The organism is Rhizobium sp. BK312, assembly GCF_014193605.1.
Lineage (GTDB): Bacteria > Pseudomonadota > Alphaproteobacteria > Rhizobiales > Rhizobiaceae > Rhizobium.
The window spans coordinates 155,588-172,944 of record NZ_JACHZP010000007.1; the positions used below are offsets into that span (position 1 = coordinate 155,588).

The following is a 17,357-nucleotide window of genomic DNA, read 5'->3' on the forward strand; positions in this document are numbered from 1 at the left end:
GTTCTCTGCGAATATAGCGCGGTTACAGTTTGCGCTGCCCCGTGGTGATGCTACATAGCCGCTCCGACCCAAATCCAAGATGAGTTGAATGACGGAATCTGCAATCACCTGGAGCATCGCCGGCCTGACCGCCCTCGGTGTCGTCACGCGTCCGTTCCGGTGGCCGGAAGCAATCTGGGCGGTTCTCGGCGCAGCGCTTCTCGTTGCGCTTCGGCTCATCGGTCCAGCCGAGGTATGGACAGGCATATCCAAAGGGTTCGATGTCTATCTCTTCCTGATCGGCATGATGCTTTTGTCGGAGCTCGCACGGCGCGAAGGGCTCTTCGACTGGGTGGCGGCGATCGCCACCGCGCATGCCAAGGGCTCTCCCCGCCGGCTGTTCGTGCTCGTCTATGTCGTTGGCGTGGTCGTGACGGTATTCCTGTCGAACGACGCAACCGCCGTCGTACTCACGCCGGCCGTCTACGCAGCCTGCCGTGCGGCGCGGGTGAAGGACCCCATGCCATATCTGCTGGTCTGCGCCTTCATCGCCAATGCCGCGAGCTTCGTGCTGCCGATCTCCAATCCGGCCAATCTGGTGATCTTCGCCGGCGGCGAGATGCCACCCCTGTCGCGCTGGATGCAGACCTTCCTGCTGCCATCCATCGTGTCGATCATCGTCACCTTCGCCTGCCTCTACTGGACGCAGCGCCATGCACTGGCGGAAGACACGATCGCCCGCGAGGTTGGCCAACCCGCCCTTTCCCATAGCGCCAGGCTGGCAGGATGGGGGCTGATAGTCACCGCCCTCATTCTGATCGTGGCGTCGGCCATGAATGTCGATCTCGGCATCCCGACATTTGTCGCGGGCCTCCTCACGACCGTCATCGTTCTCGCCCTTACCCGGCAAAGTCCACTGGAGACGGTTCGCGGTATCAGCTGGAGCGTAATACCTCTGGTTGCGGGTCTTTTCGTGATCGTCGAGGCGGTCAACCACACCGGGCTCACCGCCCTCCTGTCCGAAAAGCTGGCGTTGCTGGCGGCTCAGTCGCAGACACAGGCGGTCGGCGCTGCCGGGCTTTCGGTTGCGATCGTCTCTAATCTGGTCAACAATTTGCCGGCCGGTCTTTTCGCCGGCAGCGCCGTACAGGCAGCCCATGTCCCTGATTCCATTGCCGGCGCCGTGCTGATCGGCGTCGATCTCGGCCCCAACCTCTCCGTTACCGGCTCGCTTGCCACGATCCTCTGGCTTGCCGCCCTTCGCCGCGAAGGGCTGCATATGGGAGCGCTGGCCTTTCTGAGGATCGGCGCTCTCGTGATGTTTCCGGCTTTGATCCTCTCGCTTGCGGCCCTCGCACTGATCTGACTGCGAACAACATCGAGTTTATAGACGACCGGTCGATTATTTGTTACGGACCGCTCATGATGACGAAGAAGAAATCGGAGCTGACTCGCAGCCATATTCTCGCAATCGGGCGGGAACTGGTGCTGCGCAAGGGTTTCGGAGGCGTGGGCCTGAAGGAGCTGCTCGAGCAGAGTGCCGTGCCGAAAGGCTCATTCTATTACTATTTCGCATCCAAGGAGGCCTTCGGCTGCGCCCTGCTGAAGCAATATTGCTCCGACTACGCGGAGCGGCTCGACGCGCTCTTCGGCTGGAAAGGCAATGGCCGCCAGCGGTTGATGCTCTATTGGAATGCCTGGCTTTCCGACGGCAATACGGCCAGCCTCGCCGACCGGTGCCTTGTCGTGAAGCTTGCCGCCGAGATATCCGATCTCTCGGACAATATGCGCGTGATCCTCCTCGGCGGTGTCGAGGACCTCATTCGCCGCATCACCAACACAATCACCGAGGGACGCGAGGACGGTTCGATTTCGTCATCCTGCGTCCCGGAAAAGACGGCTCGTTCGCTCTATAGCCTATGGCTCGGGGCGGCAATCCTGGCGAAGCTAGGAAAAGACAAGACACCGCTCGACCAGGCCATGCTTGCCACTGAGCAAGCCCTTTTGGCACCCGGCGGCCTTTGATCCAAAGCAGGACCAGTATGTCAACACACAAGGAAAATACAATGCGCAGTGCCATCCACGATGTCTTTGGCGATCCGGCTTCGGTCCTTTATTTGGCCGACATGCCGCTGCCGGAGCCTGCCGCCGGAGACGTGCGCATTCGCACCATTCTCTCCCCCATCCACAATCATGACCTTTGGACCGTGCGCGGCGCCTATGGCTACAAGCCGGTTTTGCCTGCCATTGGCGGCAGCGAGGCGGTCGGCTTTGTCGATGCCGTCGGGCCCGACGTCGACAAGGCGCTGATCGGCAAGCGCGTCGTTGCAGCCGGCGTCCATGGCACTTGGGCAGAGCAATTCACGGCGCCGGCAGCAAGCCTCGTTCCGGTGCCTGACGTGATCTCCGACGAGGCCGCCGCGCAGCTGATCGCCATGCCGTTCAGCGCTATCTCACTTTTGGAATTCCTCAATGTCGAGCGCGGCGACTGGATCATCCAGAACGCGGCGAATGGTGCTGTCGGCAAGACGCTTGCCATGCTGGCACATAGCCGCGGCATACACATGATCAATCTCGTTCGGCGAGATGGTGGCATCGATGAGCTATCCGCATTCGGTATCGGCAATGCCGTCTCGACCGCGGCGCCAGATTGGAAGGCGAAGGTGCGCGCCATGATCGGCGACGCGCCGATCCGTGCCGCAGTCGATTCCGTCGGTGGTGTTGCGAGCAACGACCTGGCAGACCTGCTGGGCGAAAACGGCCTGCTGGTTTCCTTCGGCACTGCTGCCGGCAAGCCGATGCAGATCGCCTCGAGGGCCGTCATCTTCAAGCAGCTCACGATCAAGGGCTTCTGGGGCATCAAGATCAGCGCCGCCATGCCGGCGGAAGAGCGGCGGCGGCTGATCAGCGAACTCATCACACGCGTCGCCTCAGGCGAAGTCAAGTTGCCCGTGGAGGCAGCCTACGACATCACCGAGATCTCGGAAGCTGTGAAATCATCGCTGGCGCCCGGCAAGACCGGCAAGGTTCTGCTCAAACTACTATAGGTTTTCTAGGCCTTGGCGTAGCCGCCGCCGCAGGGAGCTGGGGCGGCTTCGTGGCACGCGGCTAGATCGATTGCAGCGCCTGCGAACGATTACGCAAAAATTCGCGGAATTGCTCTTGTCCCTCTAGTTACTAGAGGATGTAGCGATGGTTCCAAGATAAAATCTGGAACCGAAACATGACGTCGCCAACACAACAGAGCCGCTATCGCGTAGAGGGCATGGATTGCGCCTCCTGCGCCGCGAAAATCGACACGGCCGTTCGCCGGCTGCCCGGTGTCGAGGATGTTTCCGTCTCGGTCACCGCAGGCACGATGACGATCAAGCATCAGAGCGCCCCGGACCTATTACCCAACATAAACAAGCGGGTTACGGGACTGGGCTACAAGGTTTTTCCACTGTCGCAAAGCAGCGTTCCGACAGAAAAAGCCAATCATGACGATCACGCCTGCGGTTGCGGGCACGACCATCACGCGCACGAGTCTGATGGCCGCGACCATGGTCATGCGGATCACGACCACAAGCATGATCACGGCGGCGACCACGATCACGGCGCCGACGGGCATCGACATGATCATTCCGATCACAACCACGCTTCGGATGAGCGCGATGCCTCAGTTGCCGGCCTCCACGGTCACGATCATGGACCGACCAGCGGGCCATGGTGGAAATCCGCCAAGGGCCGCCTGACGATCGCAAGCGGTGTGGCGCTCGCCGCCGCCTGGGGTATCGGCAAGCTGGTTCCGGCACTGGACGTCTGGATCTTCAGCGTGGCCATGCTTGTCGGCTTGGTGCCTATCGCCAGGCGCGCCCTCATGGCCGCAAGGATGGGAACGCCGTTCTCGATCGAGATGCTGATGACGATCGCGGCCATCGGCGCCGTTATCATCGGTGCCAGCGAAGAAGCTGCTGCCGTCGTCTTCCTCTTCCTGATCGGCGAACTGCTGGAAGGCGTTGCGGCCGGCAAGGCGCGCGCCAGCATCCAGTCCCTCACGGATCTGGTGCCCAAGACCGCACTCATCGAGGAGAATGGCAAGACCCGCGAAGTGCAGGCTGAAAGCCTTGCTGTCGGCGCCATCATCCTGGTGCGCCCCGGCGACCGCGTTCCGGCCGATGGCGTGATTCTCTCCGGCGAAAGCGCCATCGACGAGGCGCCGGTGACAGGCGAAAGCACGCCGGTGCGCAAGGGCGTGGATGCAGGCGTCTTTGCCGGTACGGTCAATGGCGACGCCGCGCTGCGTGTTCGGGTAACGGCAGCGGCAGCGGACAATACCATCGCCCGCGTCGTCAAGCTGGTCGAAGAGGCACAGGAATCGAAGGCTCCGACCGAGCGTTTCATCGATCGTTTCTCGCGTTATTACACGCCAGGTGTCGTCGTTGTCGGTGCACTCGTCGCCGTCATCCCGCCTTTATTCCTGGGCGGCAGTTGGAGCGAGTGGGTCTATAAGGGTCTGGCGATCCTGCTGATCGGCTGCCCGTGCGCCCTGGTCATCTCGACGCCGGCGGCAATTGCGGCATCACTGTCTTCAGGCGCCCGCCGCGGTCTGCTGCTGAAGGGTGGCGCCGTGCTGGAAAATATCGGCAAGGTCACCGCCGTTGCTTTCGACAAGACCGGCACCTTGACCGAAGGCAAGCCCAAGGTCACCGATATTGTTGGTCTCGGCATGAATGAAACGGACGTGTTGCGCCTGGCAGCCGCGCTCGAAACCGGCTCCAGCCACCCGCTCGCCCGCGCCATCCTCGACCGCGCAGCTGAAGCCGGAACAGATATCCCTCAGGTCATCGATGCCAAAGCGATCGGCGGAAAGGGCGTCAGCGGCACGGTCGATGATGTGGAGGTTTTCCTCGGATCGCCGCAGGCAGCTACCGACCGCGTATTATTGACCTCGGAGCAATCGGCCCGGATCGCCGCGCTCAACGATGAAGGAAAGACGGTTTCCATCATCGTTGCCGAGGGTGCGGCAGCCGGCCTGCTCGCCATGCGCGACGAACCGCGCACCGATGCGGCCGCGGGTCTCAAGGCGCTTGCTGATGCGGGGATCAAGACCATCATGCTGACGGGCGACAATCAGCGCACGGCGCAGGCGATCGGCAAGACGCTCGGCATAGAGGTTCGCGCGCAACTATTGCCCGAAGACAAGCAGCGGATCGTCGGTGAGCTTAAGCGGCAAGGCTTTCAGGTCGCCAAGGTCGGCGACGGCATCAACGATGCGCCAGCGCTGGCAGCCGCCGATGTTGGGATTGCCATGGGCGGCGGTACCGACGTTGCGCTGGAAACGGCGGATGCCGCCGTGCTGCGCGGCCGCGTCGGAGATGTCATCGAGATGATCGATCTTTCCAAGCGGACGATGAGCAATATCGGCCAGAACATCACCATCGCGCTCGGCCTCAAGGGTGTCTTCCTAGTGACCACGATTATCGGCGTTACGGGGCTCTGGCCGGCAATCCTCGCCGATACCGGCGCAACCGTACTGGTGACCATGAATGCGCTTCGCTTGCTCGCCTTGAAGCCGCGCCGGGTCGCAGTCTGAATTGTTGACGGGCGCCGACGAACAGGCCGGCGCCCTGATATAATTCCGAGATTGCAAAGAGATCAGGATCTCCTGGCGGACAGATAACGGCGCGGCGACAGGCCGAATGCCTTCCGGAACATGGCGATGAAGCTGCTCGCGCTCGCATAGCCCAAGCTGTCCGCCACCTCAGCGATCGGTGCTCCCGCGCTCAGATGCTCCAGTGCCAGCAACAGCCGAGCCTGCTGGCGCCAGTTTGCGAAAGACATGCCCGTTTCTGCATGGAACAGCCGCCTGGCTGAACGCTCGGATATGCCCGCGCGCTGCGCCAGTGATTGAAAGGTCTCCTCGCTGGCGGGGTCCTGCAGTACGGCGTCCGTGATGCGCAGAACACGCCGGTCCGTCGGCATCGGCAGATGCAGGCTTTCACGCGGTGCGGCCCGAACCTCATCGAGTAGAACGGCTGCGAGGCGACGCTGCTGCGCCGACAACCGTTCCTCCCAATGCCATGTGGTTGCCCGGCGCACCAATGCTCGCAACACGTCACTGACGCTCAGAACACAAGGCGTCACCGGCAAGCCGGCGCTGGCGCTTGGCGTCAGCAGGATGCCCCAGCCGCTCAGCACGCCGTTGATCCCCGCCTTGTGCATGACACCAGGCGGAATCCAGCCCGCACGCTGCGGCGGTAGCAACCATGAACCGCCTAGCGTATCGACACGGACGAGCCCGCTCTCAATGCAGAAAAGCTGCCCGCGGCTATGCGCGTGCCAATCATATTCCTGAGTGCCGAGACGGAAGGCGCTGCCCGGTTCGTCCGATCCCCAAAAGGCGATGAGCGGCGGCCCGTCGAGACGGTCGCCAATATCTTCGATGTCCATATTTCGTTTGGCCGGTTTGCAACATTTAAAGACCGAATGTCGTTATCACGCTCCGGCGGCCCTCGGCTATATTTCTCTCGCAAGATCGAAATCGACCAATGAATGGAATAGAAGACCCATGCAGGACTTTCATGTCGTCATCATTGGCGCTGGCCTCGGTGGCTTGTGCCTCGCACAGGGGTTGAAGCGCGCCGGCATCCGTTTTGACGTGTATGAGCGCGATCCGGCTGCAGATAGCCGCCTGCAAGGCTATCGCATCCGTATCGACGCAAACGGGCAGCAAGCGCTGGCATCATGCCTGCCGACCGCTCTTTTTGACCTCTTTCGAGCGACCGCCTCGACGAGCCCTCGATCCGCGTGCTTCCTGACGCCTCAACTTCTGCCCGTTACGGGCGGCACGCCGACGAGCTGGGATACCGGCGAAAATGATGACGACGGCGATCTGAGCGTCAATCGCCTCACCCTTCGCGAAATCCTACTATCTGGGATCGAAGATCACGTTCATTTCGGACATGCCTTCACGCGGTATCGCTACATGGATGACGGGCGTGTCGAGGTGCATTTCGAAGGTGCCGCCTCGGTTTCCTGCAGCCTGCTCGTCGGTGCCGACGGTGTGAACTCGCAGGTGCGACGCCAGTTGGCGCCCTATGCCGAGCCGGTGGACACGGGCTCCATCTGTGTCTACGGCAAGAGCGAAATACCACTGAGCGATGCCGCCGATCTGCTTGGAGACGGAACGACCGTGATCTTTGCCGATGGGTGCACGGCAATCTTCGATCTCATGCGGTTCGGCGATCACTTCCCGAACCTTGCCGCCAGTCTCGCGCCCGCTTGCAAGCTGACGTCAGTTACCGATTATCTCTATTGGGCGCTGATCGCCCCCCGCCAAAGGCTGGGACTGGAAACATATGACCATACGCAAGATCTGCCCGTCTTGCTGAGAACCGCCATGCGCGGCTGGCATCCGGAGCTGAAGCAGATCATCAGCCGGAGCAAGGTCGAAGCGGTGGCAGCGCTTCCCGTCAGAAGCGGGCGCCCCGACGCCCTTTGGCCGTTCGGTGCCATCACGCTTCTGGGCGATGCAATCCACGCAATGAGCCCTGCCGGCGGCCTCGGCGCCAATACGGCCCTCGAAGATGCCCGCATGCTGGCGCAGATCCTGGCCGGAGCCGGAAAGGAGACAAAGACCACCTGCACGGCCCTGCTGGATTACGAGACCGATATGCGTGAACGGGCGGCTTACGCCATCGCGTCGTCGCAACACGGCGCCGAGATGCTGTTTGCTGCCATGACCGATAAGATCGCCTGAGGAGACCGATATGACAATCGATACAACCGACTTCGCCTTTCACGATGTCGCTCTATGGCCGATCGTGCGCCATTCCGCTGCCTCAGTGCATCCGGGCTATTCGAAGCAATGGGAGCGGGAGATGGACGCCCTGCTCGCCCTCTCGATGCCTTTCGTCGTGATCATGGAAGGTGACGAACACACCGAAGAGCACGAGGATCGCAAGGCCCGCGGCATCTGGCTGAAGAAGAACAAGACGGCGCTTGCTGCCGTTTGCAAGGCAGTCATCGGCATTGAGGCAAGCGCAATCAAGCGCGCCGCCATGCAGCTGCAGATGAGCCTTGCAACGAAGGCATTCGGCATAAGAATGGAAATTGTTGCGTCTCGGGAGGAAGCGCTGCTTCTTGCTGAGCGGATTCTGAAAGGAAAGGACGCCGCGACCTCTCTCGCCTGCTAACCGACGCTATGCCCGACCGTCTTCAGGGCATAAGCGAACCGGACCTGACGGGCATAGAGCCCATCGATCCAACATAGATGTGGGACGGTCGCGGCCCTCAGGATGCGGTCCGCCGCAGAAGCGTGGTCTCTTTCCAGCCGAGTTCGGGCGCAATCGATGTCACGAAGTCGTGGATGATCTGCCGGTATTCCTCATCGTGGAACTCGTAAGGCAGTTCCAGGCGGAATTCGCTGATATGAGGAAGGAGCGGATCCTTACGCAGGCGTTCGAGGATTTCATCCGACGATCCCACAAGATCGCGCGCGAAAAGCGTGCGTCGCTCGCCCTGGGGCGAAAGCGTGCGCTCGTATCGGCCGGCGGCATAGTCGGTATAGCGTTTGCGGGTAATTGCATCGGCGCTGTCGAAAGGCACGATGACCCGGCCAAGCGCCACCCGCCTCGTATCGCCTCCGGACGCGCGATAGGTTTCCAGCTGTCGCGATTGCGCAACGAAGAAATCGTCGGTCTGCTCGCCCGTGGTGACGTTGCCGATCAGCAGATTGAAGCCGTTGCGGCCGGCCCATTCGGCAGACCGCAACGAGCCGCCGCCATACCAGATGCGATCGATCAAGCCTTTCGCATAGGGCTGAAGCCGCGGCCGTTGCGGGCCGAACGGCGTCTTGATGAGCGTATCCTGATTGCCGAGATAGGCGCCCCTCAGATTGTCGGCAAAGCGCAGCACCCGCTGATGAGAGAAATCGTGGTTCTCCCAATCGCCATCGAAAGCAAGCGGCCCGATCAGATCCGCATGCAGCGGCCGACCAGCGCTCAATCCGATATTCAACCGTCCGCGCGAGAGCACATCCACCGTCGCCAGATCCTCGGCCAGCCGATAAGGGCTTTCATAGCCGATGGGAATGACGGCGGTGCCAAGCTCGATGTGGCGCGTGCGCTGCGTCGCAGCCGCCAGAAAGGCACTCGCCGAGGAAATGCCGGGCTCCAAGTGCCGCTGGCGAACCCAGGCGCTGTTGAACCCCCTCTGCTCTCCGTATTCGAGCAATTGCAAGGTCTGTTCCAGACCGGCGAGTGGATCCTCGTCCGGATAGTTTCCAGGCGTGAGAAAGCCTATATGGCTGATCGATGCGGCTTGGCGGCTCATGCGGCTGTCTCCTCAAAATTTCGGCAGGCCCGGCGGATTGGTTTCCGATTTCGGCAAGGCTTCTTCGGCGAGATGCCAATGGTCGAGGATCTTGGCGTAGGTGCCATCTTTGATCAGTCCATTCGTGGCGAGCGTCAGCGCCGGTGCAAGGCCACTGCCCTTTCGCGTGGTGATCGCGACATCCGAGCGATCCGGCCAACCGGCGCTCAGCGTGCCCACGCGCTTGATATCCTTGTCGCGGGCGGCGATGTAGACAAGCTGGGCGTGCGGCTGCACGATGACATCGGCGCGGTTGGAACGCAGAGCCAGAAGGCTCGCCGCCTCGTCGTCGTAATATTGCAGCTCTATCGGCTTCAAACCGGCTTTGACATTCTCATCGCTCCATTTGAGCAGGATGCGCTCCTGATTGGTGCCGGCGCCGACGATGATGCGAAGGCCAGCCGCATCCTTCGGCTCCTTGATACCAGTGATCTTGCTGTCATTCTTGACAAAGAAGCCGTGCAGGCCCTGTCGATAGGTGGAGAAGTCGAACTTCTCCTTGCGCTGCTCGGTGACGCCGACATTGGAGATGACGGCATCATATTTGCCCGACGTTAGTCCCAGCGGCCAGTCGATCCAGGCGACCGGAACAAGCTCGAGCTTCAAGCCGAGCGCGTCAGCAACCGCATAGGCATAATCGGGATCGGCACCAACCACCGTCTTGGCATCAGTCGCATAGGTCGCAAGCGGCGGACCGCCTGGCGCGACTGCTACTGTGAATGTGCCTGGTGTGACGAACTTGAAATCCTTTGGAATAGCGGCAATCGCTGCTTCGTTTTTCGACGCGTGAACACGTCCCGGCTGTTCCGGGCTCAGATCGAAATCTTCGGTCGCCATTGCCGGCGCGAGACCGGTCAAGGCAAGCGCCACTGCGGCTGCCAGCATAGTTTTGAAGTTGATGCGGATAGTCACGGAACCTGTATCTCCATTTGAGATGGATGGGAGCGGACCGACGTGAGCCCCACTGACGCCGGTCCGCCCCATCAACATTACGAACCGCTCTTCGGCAGGCCCGCAGGGTTGGTCTTGGATTGATCGACCGCTTCGGCAGTCAGGCTCCAGCGCTTCAGCACTTCGCCATACTTGCCGTTCTTGATCAGATCGTTGAGTGCGAGGGTGACGGCATCGGCGAGGCCTGCGCCCTTTTTCGTCGTCACGGCGATTTCGGCGGTCAGCGGCCAACCGCCGGAGACGGTGCCGACAAGCTTCCTCGTGCCGTTGATGGCGGCCTTATAGGCCTGTGTCGCATTCGGATTGAATTCGACATCGGCTCGACCGGACTGCAAGGCAAGATCGGCGGCGGCACGGTCGTCGTAATACTGAACCTCGATAGGCTTCAGGCCGGCTGCCACATTCTGCCGGTCCCATTCGAGAATGATCTTCTCCTGATTGGTGCCAGCGCCGGTGATCACCTTGAGACCTGCAACATCCTTCGGCTCCTTGATCGAGGTGATCTTGCTGTCGGCCTTCACGTAGAAGCCGAGCACGTCCCTGCGATAGGTGGAGAAATCGAACTTCAGCTTGCGCTCTTCCGTGACCGTCACATTGGAAATGACTGCATCATACTTTCCGGAGGAGACGCCGAGCGGCCAGTCCTCCCAGGCGACCGGCACCAGGTCGAGCTGCAGGCCGAGGGAGTCGGCGAGCAACTGCGCGATATCGGGATCGGTGCCGACGACCGTTTTCGCGTCGGTCGCGTAGGTGGCGATCGGCGGATCCCACGGGTTGATCGCGACCGTGAATTTGCCGGGATTGACGAACTTGAAGCCCGGCGCAATCGCCTTGATCGCTGCCTCGTCCTTCTCGGCACCGATGCGATTGGATGTATCCGGGCTCAGGTTGAACTTTTCAGCCGCAATCGTCGGCGTCCCACTCATCGTTACCGCTGTTAGAACGCCGGCAACGATATATCTTGCTCTCTCAATGAATGTCATTTCCCTTCTCCTTTTTCAATTATAAGTTGTCTATGCTGCTATAATGATCCGGACGCCTGCTGCGTCAGAGCGTCGAGTGCTTGCCTGCGACTGCTAGAGAACCTTGGCGAGGAAAGCGCGCGTGCGCGGATGTCTCGCATCGTTGAGGATCTGTGTTGGTGAGCCGGCTTCGATGACGTGGCCGCCCTCCATGAAGACGATGCTATCGGCGACCTCGCGGGCAAAGCCGATCTCGTGGGTGACGATGACGAGCGTCGTGCCGGTACGCGCAAGCTCCTTGATGACATCGAGGACTTCGCCGACGAGCTCGGGATCGAGTGCGGAGGTTGGCTCGTCGAAGAGAAGGACCTTCGGCCGCAACGCCAAGGCACGGGCGATGGCAACACGCTGCTGCTGGCCGCCGGAGAGCTGGCGGGGATAGGCATCGATCTTGTCGCTAAGGCCGACGCGGGCGAGAAGCTCTTGCGCATAGGCGGTCGCTTCGTCGCGGCTCACCCCACGTACCTGGATGGGTGCCTCGATAATATTTTCTAAAACAGTGAGATGCGGAAACAAGTTAAAGTTCTGAAAGACCATGCCGATGTCGGTCCGGCGCTTCAGAATGTCCTTTTCCTTAAGCTCATAGAGCACCTCGCCCTTCTGCGTGTAGCCGACGAGTTTGCCATCGACGGAGATGAAGCCGCTGTCGACGCGCTCGAGATGATTGATCGAACGCAGCAGCGTCGATTTTCCCGAGCCCGACGGACCGATAATGGCCGTGACGCTGCCGGCCGGCAGGTTAAGCTCGACATCGTCGAGAACTTTCAGCGTGCCGAAGCTCTTCGAAATACCATGGATGCGCACGGCACCGCCCCTGGCACGAAGATCTGTCACGCTCCGAAAAGCGGCGAATGCCCTGGTGTCCGAACTACCGTCTACAGTAGCGGGCAGCGGCCGCTGGAAGCGTCGGAAGAATGCCTGAAACGGCAAAGGTGTCGGATTGCGCACCGCACCCTTGGAGAAATAGCGCTCGATATAGTGCTGGGCAATCGATAGCACCGTCATGATGACGAGATACCAGACGGTTGCCACCATCAGCAGTGGAATGACTTCCAGATTGCGGCGGTAGATGACCTGCACCGTGTAGAAGAGTTCCGGCAGGGCCAGCACGTAGACCATGGAGGTGCTTTTGGCGAGGCCAATGATCTCGTTGAAGCCCGTGGGCAGGATGGAGCGCATCGCCTGCGGCAGAATGATGCGGAACGCCTGACGGCGGCGCGACAGGCCGAGGGACGCGGCCGCTTCCAGCTGACCCTGGTCGACTGACAGAATGCCGCCGCGCACGATTTCGGCAAAGAAGGCCGACTGGTTCAGCGTCAGCCCGAGAAAGGCCGCAGCAAACGGCGTCAGGAGCTGCGTGGTCGGATAATCAAACAGAACCTTGTCGCTGAACGGGACTCCAATGCTAATGGTTTCATAGAGATAGCCGAGATTGTTGAGAACCAGCAGCAGCACGATCATCGGGATCGACCGCAGCAGCCAAATATAGCCCCAGGAGAGGCTCGCAAGTAGCGGCGACTTCGATACGCGCGCCAGAGCCAATGCCGTTCCGAGCATAGAGCCTGACACCGCCGCAAGCGCCGTCAGAAGCAGCGTCCTGCCAAGGCCAACCAGCACCGGCTCCGCAAAGAACCACTCGGCGAAGACACCCCAGCCCCAGCGCGGATTGGTGAAGGTGGAGTAGAGGACGACCGCCATGACGACTGCGGCAAAGATCGTGCCGGCGGTTCGTCCAGGGTGCCTCGCCGGCACGATGCGATAACGCGAATAATCTGTCTTCGTCTCGGCGGCTCCAGTGCCTCGATCGACACCCGCAAAATCCGTCGTCAGCGCCATGATCCTTACCCCTTTTTGATTGTCGTTGATCCGCTACGCATTACCGGCCGGCGGCAGCCAAGCGCTGCTGCGAGCCCGAGGTTTCGGCGATATAGGCCAGAGCCAAATGGCTGATATCCTTCTCGAAAGGCAGGCTCTTGTAGATTTCCGGATCGACGGAGGTATCGAACAGGGCCGTGTAGCCATTATTGAGGTAAAGACCGACGGCCTCGGGCTGGCGAAAGCCTGTCGTCAGGTAGATGCGGCGATAGCCCTGCCGCGCCGCCTGGGCCTCCAGTTCGACCAGCAGCCTACGCGCCAATCCCTGACGACGGAGATCGTGCCGCGTCCAAATCCGTTTGAATTCGGCGGTTTGGTCGTCATAGTGCTTGAAAGCGCCACCGCCGATCGTCTCACCGTTTCGGAGCAGGAGCAGAAAATTGCCATGCGGCGGCGCAAAGGCTTCCGGCGGATAGCGATTGAGTTCGGCAGCCGCCCCTTCGGCATTGAAATAGTTGCCGTAGCGGCTGTCATATTCATGGATCAGCTCGTCGATCAGCGGCTTGGCGCGCGGGTCCAGCGTGGTCGTATAAAGAAACGTGTCGCTCATATCGTTCGTCACCCGTTGTCATTCGCGAGGAAAGCTTCGGCGAGCCGCACCCAGTAGCGGGCTGCCGGTGCGATGATGGCGTCGTTGAAATCGTAGCGGGCGCTGTGCAGCGGCGCGCTGTCGCCATTGCCGACGAAGAGGTAGCTCCCTGGCTTTGCCTGCAGCAGGAAGGCAAAGTCTTCGCTCGCCGTCCTCGGCCGGAAATCCGCCTCGACGGCAGCGCCTCCAAGCGCCTGCAAGGCGACATTGCGGGCGAATTCCGTCTCTTCGGCATGATTGACGAGCGCGGGAAAACCTAGGCGGTAATCGACTTCCGCCTCGGCGCCAAAGCTTTGCGCCTGCGCGCGCGCCAAGGCGGAAATTCGTTCCTGCAATCTCGCCCGAACAGTCTCATTGTAGGCGCGCACGGTCAGCTTCATCTCCACGCTTTCCGGGATGACGTTCGAAGCCGAACCGGCGTGAATGGAACCGACCGTTGCGACAGCCATCTCCTGAGGATCGATATTGCGCGAGACGACGCTTTGCAGGGCGGTGATGAACGAGGCCGAAGCCAGCACCGGGTCGACCGCACGATGCGGCTCGGCACCATGCCCGCCTTTTCCAACGATCGTGATGACCGCCTTGTCGACTGAGGCCATCGCCGGGCCGGCAACGAAACCAAACTGCCCCGCCCCAACGCCGGGCCAATTGTGCAGCCCGAAGACCGCATCGACGGGGAAACGATCGAAAAGTCCTTCCGATAACATCTTGCGCGCACCGGCGCCGATTTCCTCAGCCGGCTGGAATATCAGCCGCAGCGTGCCGCTGAAATTGCCGCTTTCGGCAAGATAGCGGGCTGCAGCCAGCAGGATCGACGTATGCCCGTCGTGACCGCATGCATGCATGACGCCGGGATTGGAACTCGCATAATCAAGCCCCGTCGCCTCTTCGATCGGCAAGGCATCCATGTCGGCGCGGATGCCGATACAGCGGTTGCCATTGCCCCGCCTCAGCGTCGCGACCACGCCGGTACCGGCTATGCCTGTTGCGACGTCGTAGCCCCACTCGGCAAGCAGCGAGGCCACCTTCTTGGCGGTACGATGCTCCTGAAAGGCGAGTTCGGGATATTGATGCAGATCGTGCCTAAGCGCGATGATTTCATCGAGATAGGCGGCGATCCCTGTCGCGATTGGATCGGTAATCGAAACGGTCTTGATGATGGCGTTCATGGTGATCGTCCTGGCTCAAGCGCCTACGGCCTTTGCGGGTTCGATGTCGGCAGCCTCTGCCGCATAACGGCTTTCGCGATACGGCAGTCCCAGATGATCGCGGAGCGTCTCGCCTTTCAAAGCGGGATCGAAATAGCCCCGCTCGGTCAGGATCGGCAGGACATGCCTGGAGAAATCGTCGAAGCCTTCACCGATGACGGGGAAGCCGAGGATGAAGCCGTCGGCGCCCTCTTCGTCCACCCAGCGGATGATTTCATTGGCAATGTGCTCGGCCGTGCCGATGAAGGAGGTTCGCGGCGTTGCCGCGTCGAGCGCCACTTCGCGCAGGGTGAGACCTTTCTCGCGCGCCGTCTTTTTTATGCGGTCTGTCGTCGCGCGGAAATTGTTGCGGCCGATATCGCCAAGGTCGGGAAACGGCTCGTCCAACGGGTAGGCGCTGAAATCGTGATGATCGAAGAAGCGGCCGAGATAGGCGAGCGCTTCCTCGATGGTGACGAGATTGCGGATCGCCTGGTATTTGGCTTCCGCCTCCTCCTGCGACGCGCCGACGATCGGGCCGATGCCGGGGAAGATGCCGATATCGGCGGCGCTGCGGCCATGCGCGATCGCGGATTGTTTGACCTGCTTGTAGAAGATCTTCGCGTCTTCCAGCGGCCCGCCATTGGTGAAGACGGCATCGGCATGTTTGCCGGCCAGCCGGATGCCGGAATCGGATGCACCAGCCTGGAAGACCACCGGCTGGCCCTGCTTGGAGCGGCCGATATTGAGGGGGCCTTCGATGCGGAAGAACCGGCCTTTGTGGTTCAGGCGATGCAGCTTGGATTTGTCGGCGTAGACGCCGCTCTCACGGTCGCGCACGAAGGCATCGTCGTCCCAGGAATCCCAGAGCCCCTTGATCGCGTCGAGATATTCATCGGCGATCTCGTATCGCAGCTCGTGCTCGGGATGTTCGCGGCTATAGTTGCGGCCGGAGCCTTCGAGCGGAGACGTCACTGCATTCCAGCCCGCGCGGCCGCCGCTGATGAGATCGAGCGAGGCAAATTGCCGGGCAATGGTGAAGGGATCGCTATAAGAGGTCGAAACCGTACCCACCAGGCCGAGCTTCGTCGTGAAGGCGGCAAGCGCTGACAGAATGGTCAGCGGCTCGAAGCGATTGAGGAAATGCGGGATCGATTGCTCGTTGATATAGAGGCCGTCCGCGACGAAAGCGAAGGCGATACCGGCCTCTTCGGCCTTACGGGCCGTTTTGACGAAAAAGTTCAGATTGGTGCTGGCATCCGCCGGGACGCTCGGATGCTTCCAGGCATTCATGTGGCCGCCGGGACCCTGTAGCATGATACCGAAAGTGACGTGCTTTTGAGCCATAATGATCCTCCTGGGACAGGCCGCTCAGGCAACGAGGGAAAGGCGTTCTTTGGCGAGCAGCTCTATGGAATTGAGCCGTTCGGCTGCGGTTAGCGCCGGCGTGTCGAGCACGAATTCCTCGACGCCGTAGCGTCGATGGAGTGCGTCGAGCTCGTCACGGATCTGCGTCGCCGTACCGTGCAGCACGCTCGGTGCCTTCTCCTCGGTTCGGAAGTCCGAGAAGCCGGCCTGCCGCGCGAATTCCGCCGCTTGCTCCTGGGTGCCGACATTGACGCTTTGGCCGTTGGGCAGGAAGAGCTTGACGATGCGCAGCTGGCCGACGCGCTCACGGGCATGGGTTTCGCTTTCGGCAGCAAAGGCTGCGAGCGCCAGGATCGGCACCTTGCCGCCCGTCGCATTCCCGTAGGCTTCGAAGGTATTGCGCAAATTTTCCGGATCGCCGTTCAGATGGCCGGCAAACACCAGCCTCCAGCCCTTCTCCGCGGCAAGCTTCGCACTCTCGACGCTGGCGCCAAGAAGGAAGCGCTCTGGCGCGCGTGGCGGAAACGGCGTCGCCAGCGCGCCATCGGAACGAGGGTCGGCCGCGAGATAAATGTTGATGTCGGAAAGCTGCTCGGCGAAGTCAGGCTTCTTCTCGGGATCGAAGGCCCGCTGCAATGCCCGCGTCGAGAGCGGAAAGCCACCCGGCGCCTTGCCGACACCGAGATCCACGCGTCCCGGCGCCAACGAAGCCAGGAGATTGAAAGTCTCGGCAACCTTGTAGGCGCTATAATGCTGCAGCATGACGCCGCCGGAGCCGACGCGGATCCTCGAAGTGCGCGCAAGAAGATGAGCGATCAGGACTTCCGGCGCCGAGCTTGCGAGGTTCGCCATATTATGATGCTCGGCGACCCAAAAGCGATGATAGCCAAGTTCTTCGGCCCTAACGGCCAGCCTCGTCGTTGCGCCAAGCGCATCGGTGGCACTGAGCCCCTGTTCAATCGGACTTTTGTCGAGAAGACTAAGGAGATAAGACATGCCGTTTCATCCATGTTTTCGCTCGATGTCGACCAT

Annotated in this window: 15 protein-coding genes; 6 read left to right on the forward strand and 9 right to left on the reverse strand. The window is 61.1% G+C overall.

Annotation, left to right across the window (positions count from 1 at the left end; genetic code table 11):
- Positions 1-88: 88 nt before the first annotated feature.
- The 4 genes from FHT85_RS20565 (at position 89) to FHT85_RS20580 (ending at position 5,554) form a co-directional block, all read left to right on the forward strand.
- On the forward strand, positions 89-1,345 hold the full coding sequence (locus FHT85_RS20565; RefSeq protein WP_112398545.1) for an arsenic transporter: 1,257 nt from the start codon (positions 89-91) through the stop codon (positions 1,343-1,345).
- A gap of 56 nt (positions 1,346-1,401) precedes the next feature.
- Entirely contained in the window at positions 1,402-2,004 is a 603-nt protein-coding gene (locus FHT85_RS20570; RefSeq protein ID WP_112411325.1) for a TetR/AcrR family transcriptional regulator, read from the forward strand.
- A 41-nt stretch (positions 2,005-2,045) separates the two neighbouring features.
- Complete coding sequence (locus FHT85_RS20575; protein ID WP_112337223.1) at positions 2,046-3,026, forward strand: zinc-binding dehydrogenase; 981 nt, start codon at positions 2,046-2,048, stop codon at positions 3,024-3,026.
- Positions 3,027-3,202: 176 nt separating this feature from the next.
- Positions 3,203-5,554 (forward strand): heavy metal translocating P-type ATPase, encoded by a 2,352-nt coding sequence (locus FHT85_RS20580; protein ID WP_112411324.1) that lies wholly within the window; start codon positions 3,203-3,205, stop codon positions 5,552-5,554.
- 62 nt (positions 5,555-5,616) lie between these two features.
- Here FHT85_RS20580 and FHT85_RS20585 read toward each other — a convergent pair whose 3' ends face one another.
- Positions 5,617-6,411 (reverse strand): AraC family transcriptional regulator, encoded by a 795-nt coding sequence (locus FHT85_RS20585; protein WP_112411323.1) that lies wholly within the window; start codon positions 6,409-6,411, stop codon positions 5,617-5,619.
- Positions 6,412-6,529: 118 nt separating this feature from the next.
- Between FHT85_RS20585 and FHT85_RS20590 the strand changes: the two genes are divergently transcribed.
- Together FHT85_RS20590 and FHT85_RS20595 are read left to right on the forward strand one after the other, a co-directional pair.
- Positions 6,530-7,720, forward strand: coding sequence for an FAD-dependent oxidoreductase (locus tag FHT85_RS20590; protein ID WP_112411322.1), 1,191 nt, complete (start codon positions 6,530-6,532; stop codon positions 7,718-7,720).
- Between the two features lie 10 nt (positions 7,721-7,730).
- Positions 7,731-8,156, forward strand: a complete 426-nt coding sequence (locus FHT85_RS20595; protein WP_112337227.1) for a hypothetical protein — start codon at positions 7,731-7,733, stop codon at positions 8,154-8,156.
- Between the two features lie 97 nt (positions 8,157-8,253).
- On the opposite strand, the gene FHT85_RS20600 is transcribed toward FHT85_RS20595, so the two are convergent.
- The 8 genes from FHT85_RS20600 to FHT85_RS20635 form a co-directional block, all read right to left on the reverse strand.
- Positions 8,254-9,294 (reverse strand): LLM class flavin-dependent oxidoreductase, encoded by a 1,041-nt coding sequence (locus FHT85_RS20600; RefSeq protein ID WP_112337228.1) that lies wholly within the window; start codon positions 9,292-9,294, stop codon positions 8,254-8,256.
- A 12-nt stretch (positions 9,295-9,306) separates the two neighbouring features.
- A complete protein-coding gene (locus FHT85_RS20605) occupies positions 9,307-10,218 on the reverse strand; it encodes an ABC transporter substrate-binding protein (RefSeq protein ID WP_112411420.1) in 912 nt (303 codons plus the stop codon).
- A gap of 104 nt (positions 10,219-10,322) precedes the next feature.
- Positions 10,323-11,267: an ABC transporter substrate-binding protein gene (locus tag FHT85_RS20610; protein ID WP_112411321.1), complete on the reverse strand. Its 945-nt coding sequence runs from the start codon at positions 11,265-11,267 to the stop codon at positions 10,323-10,325.
- A 93-nt stretch (positions 11,268-11,360) separates the two neighbouring features.
- On the reverse strand, positions 11,361-13,142 hold the full coding sequence (locus FHT85_RS30855) for an amino acid ABC transporter permease/ATP-binding protein (protein WP_112411320.1): 1,782 nt from the start codon (positions 13,140-13,142) through the stop codon (positions 11,361-11,363).
- A gap of 40 nt (positions 13,143-13,182) precedes the next feature.
- Positions 13,183-13,731 (reverse strand): GNAT family N-acetyltransferase, encoded by a 549-nt coding sequence (locus tag FHT85_RS20620; RefSeq protein WP_095437626.1) that lies wholly within the window; start codon positions 13,729-13,731, stop codon positions 13,183-13,185.
- An 8-nt stretch (positions 13,732-13,739) separates the two neighbouring features.
- Positions 13,740-14,939 (reverse strand): M20 aminoacylase family protein, encoded by a 1,200-nt coding sequence (locus tag FHT85_RS20625; protein ID WP_112411319.1) that lies wholly within the window; start codon positions 14,937-14,939, stop codon positions 13,740-13,742.
- 15 nt (positions 14,940-14,954) lie between these two features.
- Positions 14,955-16,304, reverse strand: coding sequence for an LLM class flavin-dependent oxidoreductase (locus FHT85_RS20630; protein ID WP_112411318.1), 1,350 nt, complete (start codon positions 16,302-16,304; stop codon positions 14,955-14,957).
- A 24-nt stretch (positions 16,305-16,328) separates the two neighbouring features.
- Positions 16,329-17,321, reverse strand: a complete 993-nt coding sequence (locus tag FHT85_RS20635) for an LLM class flavin-dependent oxidoreductase (protein WP_112411317.1) — start codon at positions 17,319-17,321, stop codon at positions 16,329-16,331.
- Between the last annotated feature and the right edge of the window lie 36 nt (positions 17,322-17,357).

Bases quoted from the DNA above. Each gene is read 5' to 3' on its own strand.
- FHT85_RS20565 (WP_112398545.1), top strand. From the start codon at position 89: ATGACGGAATCTGCAATCACCTGGAGCATCGCCGGCCTGACCGCCCTC.
- FHT85_RS20570 (WP_112411325.1), top strand. From the start codon at position 1,402: ATGATGACGAAGAAGAAATCGGAGCTGACTCGCAGCCATATTCTCGCA.
- FHT85_RS20575 (WP_112337223.1), top strand. From the start codon at position 2,046: ATGCGCAGTGCCATCCACGATGTCTTTGGCGATCCGGCTTCGGTCCTT.
- FHT85_RS20580 (WP_112411324.1), top strand. From the start codon at position 3,203: ATGACGTCGCCAACACAACAGAGCCGCTATCGCGTAGAGGGCATGGAT.
- FHT85_RS20585 (WP_112411323.1), bottom strand. From the start codon at position 6,411: ATGGACATCGAAGATATTGGCGACCGTCTCGACGGGCCGCCGCTCATC.
- FHT85_RS20590 (WP_112411322.1), top strand. From the start codon at position 6,530: ATGCAGGACTTTCATGTCGTCATCATTGGCGCTGGCCTCGGTGGCTTG.
- FHT85_RS20595 (WP_112337227.1), top strand. From the start codon at position 7,731: ATGACAATCGATACAACCGACTTCGCCTTTCACGATGTCGCTCTATGG.
- FHT85_RS20600 (WP_112337228.1), bottom strand. From the start codon at position 9,294: ATGAGCCGCCAAGCCGCATCGATCAGCCATATAGGCTTTCTCACGCCT.
- FHT85_RS20605 (WP_112411420.1), bottom strand. From the start codon at position 10,218: ATGCTGGCAGCCGCAGTGGCGCTTGCCTTGACCGGTCTCGCGCCGGCA.
- FHT85_RS20610 (WP_112411321.1), bottom strand. From the start codon at position 11,267: ATGACATTCATTGAGAGAGCAAGATATATCGTTGCCGGCGTTCTAACA.
- FHT85_RS30855 (WP_112411320.1), bottom strand. From the start codon at position 13,142: ATGGCGCTGACGACGGATTTTGCGGGTGTCGATCGAGGCACTGGAGCC.
- FHT85_RS20620 (WP_095437626.1), bottom strand. From the start codon at position 13,731: ATGAGCGACACGTTTCTTTATACGACCACGCTGGACCCGCGCGCCAAG.
- FHT85_RS20625 (WP_112411319.1), bottom strand. From the start codon at position 14,939: ATGAACGCCATCATCAAGACCGTTTCGATTACCGATCCAATCGCGACA.
- FHT85_RS20630 (WP_112411318.1), bottom strand. From the start codon at position 16,304: ATGGCTCAAAAGCACGTCACTTTCGGTATCATGCTACAGGGTCCCGGC.
- FHT85_RS20635 (WP_112411317.1), bottom strand. From the start codon at position 17,321: ATGTCTTATCTCCTTAGTCTTCTCGACAAAAGTCCGATTGAACAGGGG.